4 protein-coding genes are annotated in these 4091 nt (G+C 35.1%); 1 reads left to right on the forward strand and 3 read right to left on the reverse strand.

Translation table 11 applies throughout. From position 1 onward, the window contains the following. From AAC037_RS20815 to AAC037_RS20825, 3 genes are all read right to left on the reverse strand, one after another. Nucleotides 1-333 (reverse strand): Lrp/AsnC family transcriptional regulator (locus AAC037_RS20815; RefSeq protein WP_339905315.1); only part of this gene is annotated, 333 nt, incomplete at its 3' end. Nucleotides 334-543: 210 nt separating this feature from the next. Further along, complete coding sequence (locus tag AAC037_RS20820) at nucleotides 544-1671, reverse strand: tol-pal system protein YbgF (RefSeq protein ID WP_339905320.1); 1128 nt, start codon at nucleotides 1669-1671, stop codon at nucleotides 544-546. Between the two features lie 314 nt (nucleotides 1672-1985). Beyond that, the gene (locus AAC037_RS20825; protein WP_339905317.1) at nucleotides 1986-3176 is read right to left on the reverse strand and encodes an NAD(P)-dependent oxidoreductase; all 1191 of its coding nucleotides are present in this window, start codon (nucleotides 3174-3176) and stop codon (nucleotides 1986-1988) included. 411 nt (nucleotides 3177-3587) lie between these two features. Here AAC037_RS20825 and AAC037_RS20830 point away from each other — a divergent pair. Next, the coding region (locus AAC037_RS20830; RefSeq protein ID WP_339905318.1) for a DUF2723 domain-containing protein at nucleotides 3588-4091 on the forward strand (504 nt) is incomplete at its 3' end.

Below are 4091 nucleotides of genomic sequence, written 5' to 3' on the forward strand. Positions count from 1 at the left end.
ATCTCCTGTACCAGTGATATGGTGACATTCGATTACTTCAGGTATTTGATTGATCTCCTTCATGAAGGCATCAATATTTGATTTATTGTGACCAATTAACCCTACCAAGACAAAAGTACTCACGCCTAGACCTATTTTTTCTGGATCTAATTTGGCATGGTAACTCTTAATTATTCCTGACTGCTCCAATTTTTTCACCCTTTCCAAGGTAGGTGCCGGAGATAATCCTATATCTTTTGAAAGCTGTGCATTTGTTATTTTTGCATTGCCTTGTAGAATCTCTAAAATTTTACGGTCGATTTTGTCAAATTTCACTTTTATGCTATTATCCATATTGTAAAGAATTTACCGAATTATATGTGGTACAAAGGTAATCTAATTTATATTTATTTTAAAGTCATTTACGAAAAAAACGCAAGGGCGGACGAAATATTGTTGTTTAATTGCTAAAAAAATTAAAATTATTGCGCTTTCTCTTTTGTAATTTCTGAAAAAACCTGTATTTCAACTCGATTAGACTAATAATGAACAAATTAGTACTCATCAAAGTTTATTCTTTTTCAAAAATTCTCTGGCTTCTTTATTTGCGGGATGTCGTCTCTTTGAATTCTCTTTAACCAAATCAAAATACAGTTTGGCCTTATTTTTCTCTTCGAGCCTATAGTAGTTTTTCCCCAATTGCAGGGCTGAAAACAAATAATAACCGCTTTCTTGTGCCCCTAATTCATCCCCAAAAGCAATGGTCCTTAAGTAATAATGTGTAGCGTTTTCATAATTCCTCATCCGATCATAATTCTGGGCAATAAAAAAAGCAGCATACCTTCCACTAGTAGCCTCATACCCTGTCCAATTTTCGTCTATCCGCTTTAAAATCTCTAAAGAAACTTCCTTGGCCTCTCGACCTCTGCCGACAGCATACAATTGCCTTGCAAAATGTCGATGAAAATAGGGGTTGTTGGGATATTTGCCATGTAAGTACTTTGTAATCTCTAAGGCTTTAAAAGGTTTTTTCTCTTCCGTTGCATATAGTCTAAACAAAAAATACTGCGCTTCTATCCTTGCATAAAAGGAGCTTTTGGCCACCTCTTCTAATTGCCTTAACCCTAATTGCTGATCCCCTTTGGGAAAAAGAAGCATAATGGGTTTTAGTAAGGGGTAATTGTCTCGGATCCAAACAGAGAAATAGTTGTATAGAGCGTCTCCCAACAACAATTCCGGGCTGAGCTCTTCTTCCCCTCTACTTAGCTCCAAGTATTTCAAAGCATTTCTACTTGCAAAAGTGGCGCTTGTCCAGTTTTTCCTTTCACTGAATAACCTCCCCTGAAATCCGTAAGCACCTGCTAGAAAAAAAGCCGCTTCCTTATTCTCAGGGTCTGCATCTATCAATACTTCAGCTTTCTCAATGGCCATATCCATATAGCCCAACATAGAAGCATCATGACTTTTGTTATCGATGGCTATTACAATTTTCCACCATTGGCTCAGGCCCATTAGAAAATAAGGAAGTGGATGTTCAGGGTAAGTATAGCGCAATACTTTAAAACCTCTTTCCGCCTTCTCAAAATCAAAATTATACATGCTATTAATCGCATCTGTAATTCTAAACTGAAGGCCCTTATCAAGCAAAAGATATCCGTCTTCCTTCTTGTTTATATCCGTTACAGGCTCCATCTGGGCATGCACTTTTATTGGAACAAACCCATAAAGGAATAGCATTAGGAAAAATACAATCGGTCTATACTTCATTAAGATTTTTTTCAATCAAATTGATTTTTGTATACCTTAAACGCTATTTGACAATAATTAATTTCGAAAAACTAAAAAAATATTTGCCCCAATTCAAAAAACAAAGCCCTATTGATTTAAATCAAAAAAAAAGAGTGAAATAATTTAAAAAAGAGCATAAAAAAACAGACCCACAAACCAAAATCACTTTAGAGGTGACTTCAATCGATGGATCTGTAAACAGCAATAAGATAAAAAAATTAACAGCTTACCTTTATACCTAAACGATTTTTTGTTACTACCTCAGAAAGTGTACTTCTCCAAGCCTTCAACGCCAAAGAATCCGGTATATCTATATCATTAAAAGTAATTATTTCTCCTTCTTCAATATTTCTTTTTAATTGAACCTTACTCATCAAACCTATAGGAACATGATTGGGACAATCAGCGATTTTAATCGCTTCTCCTCTCACTTCCATACCCCCTATGCCTTTATCTATTACAGAACCAGATGTCAATTTCTTCTTTGCGATGGTCCCCACACTGATAGAAGGCACATCACCATTATCTAATAAAATTTCATTGTGATTCACCAGATTTAAAATACTATTAGGGATTTCAAAAAAGCATAAATGCATCGGTTTATAAAGCAAATAGAATGGTCCCTTACCCATTTTATAGGTAGTTAACTCTTCTGCTAAATCTTCTTGATGGGTAGCAGTAATGAATACACCGGGAGGAGACTCTTTAGAAATGATGTAATCGCTTATGACAGCGTTTTCTTTTTGAGCTATTTCACCCAATGCAAAAGCTCCAGCTTCAAAATCACTTGTTTCATACCCTACTAAGCCAGGTTTAACGATGTCTAAACCCAAGCCATTGGCGATAAAAGCTTGCTCAATTTGAAGTTTTGTTCCATCTGTAAAAGAGGTAACAGAACTTAGACTATATCCTTGTTTCTGAGCCCAAAACAACATGTCTTCTAAGCTAGGTTTCTTATTTAAAAACCCTTTTATATTTCCATAAACCAAAGGCTTAAAACCCATTTGCATCACTTCTTTATTAAGTGCTGCCAAGCATCCGGGCTGATCACCATTGGCTTCGGTAATCACACCTCTTTTAGACAACCAAGAACCTGTAAGCACCTGAGTATCTGCATCCATAGTTACTACTGGCAAGCCATATACAAATGCTTTATCAATTATTTCTGTGGAATAAATCGGATCTCCGGTACTTACTACTACCAAGTCAGAGCAGTCAAATAATTTTTCTGCTGAACTAGTTAAAAAATTCTGACTCACACCCAAGTCACTGATTTCCCCAGATCTTCTAGTCAGGATTTTGGAAATTGCCATATCCTCACGCCTGGCAATCAATTTTGCTAAGCCTCTTCCAATCCCCCCTGTGCCTACTATTCCGATTCTTAATTTCTTAGCTATCCTAGTTTTCATAATCTTAAAAATTTTATTTGCTATTTTAATGCTGTTTGCCCGCTGTTTAAACTTGACATTGTAAAGGTAAGGAAAAAAATTTAAAAACCATTTTATTGTATTTAAAATACATTAAAAATATTTCGAAACACGAAAAGTATTGAAACAACCGAAACAAGAAATAAATCAATAAAACAATATTTTTACCGTATAAAATAAATTTTTACTTTTGTTTTTTACTACATAAAAACTTTTTTACAATTATTAATTTTGTTCAGACAAAATTTATTTTTTTTTGAATTTTTTTGAATTAATGCAATTTAGTCTCCTGTATTTAGTTAACAAGTCTACAAACCGATTTTAAAATGGAGCAATTCAACTGTAATTCATGATATTTTTTTTATTTTCGCCATTCATAAATATTCAGTTAACATGCTAAAATATGCCAGGGTTAACAATCTTGCAGGTTGGACCGCCTTCTTTATTGCATTTATAACATATCTGCTCACCATCGAAGAAACTGCCAGTTTCTGGGATCCGGGAGAATTTATAGCCGTAGCCTATAAATTACAAGTTCCCCATCCTCCGGGAGCCCCTTTCTTTTTGCTTATCTACCGAATGTTTAGCTTTTTAGCACTCGGTGATGGGCTTGAAATCGCCTATTGGATGAACGTGGGAAGTGCATTGCTTTCGGCTTTCACTATTTTATTCCTTTTTTGGACCATCACCTTATTGGGAAGAAAGTTATTGCTTAAGAAAAGTGAAGCGCCCAATCAAGAGCAAATCTATACCTTAATAGGTGCTGGATTTATTGGAGCATTGGCTTATACTTTTACAGATAGTTTTTGGTTTTCTGCTGTTGAAGCTGAAGTTTATGCCATGTCTTCCTTTTTTACCGCCATCGTCATTTGGGCATTCTTAAAGTGGGATATTATC

It is taken from the genome of uncultured Cyclobacterium sp., from assembly GCF_963976465.1.
Classification (GTDB): Bacteria; Bacteroidota; Bacteroidia; order Cytophagales; family Cyclobacteriaceae; genus Cyclobacterium.

Excerpts from the sequence above, each read along its gene's own strand:
- AAC037_RS20825 (WP_339905317.1), bottom strand. The coding sequence starts at position 3,176 with ATGAAAACTAGGATAGCTAAGAAATTAAGAATCGGAATAGTAGGCACA.
- AAC037_RS20820 (WP_339905320.1), bottom strand. The coding sequence starts at position 1,671 with ATGGAGCCTGTAACGGATATAAACAAGAAGGAAGACGGATATCTTTTG.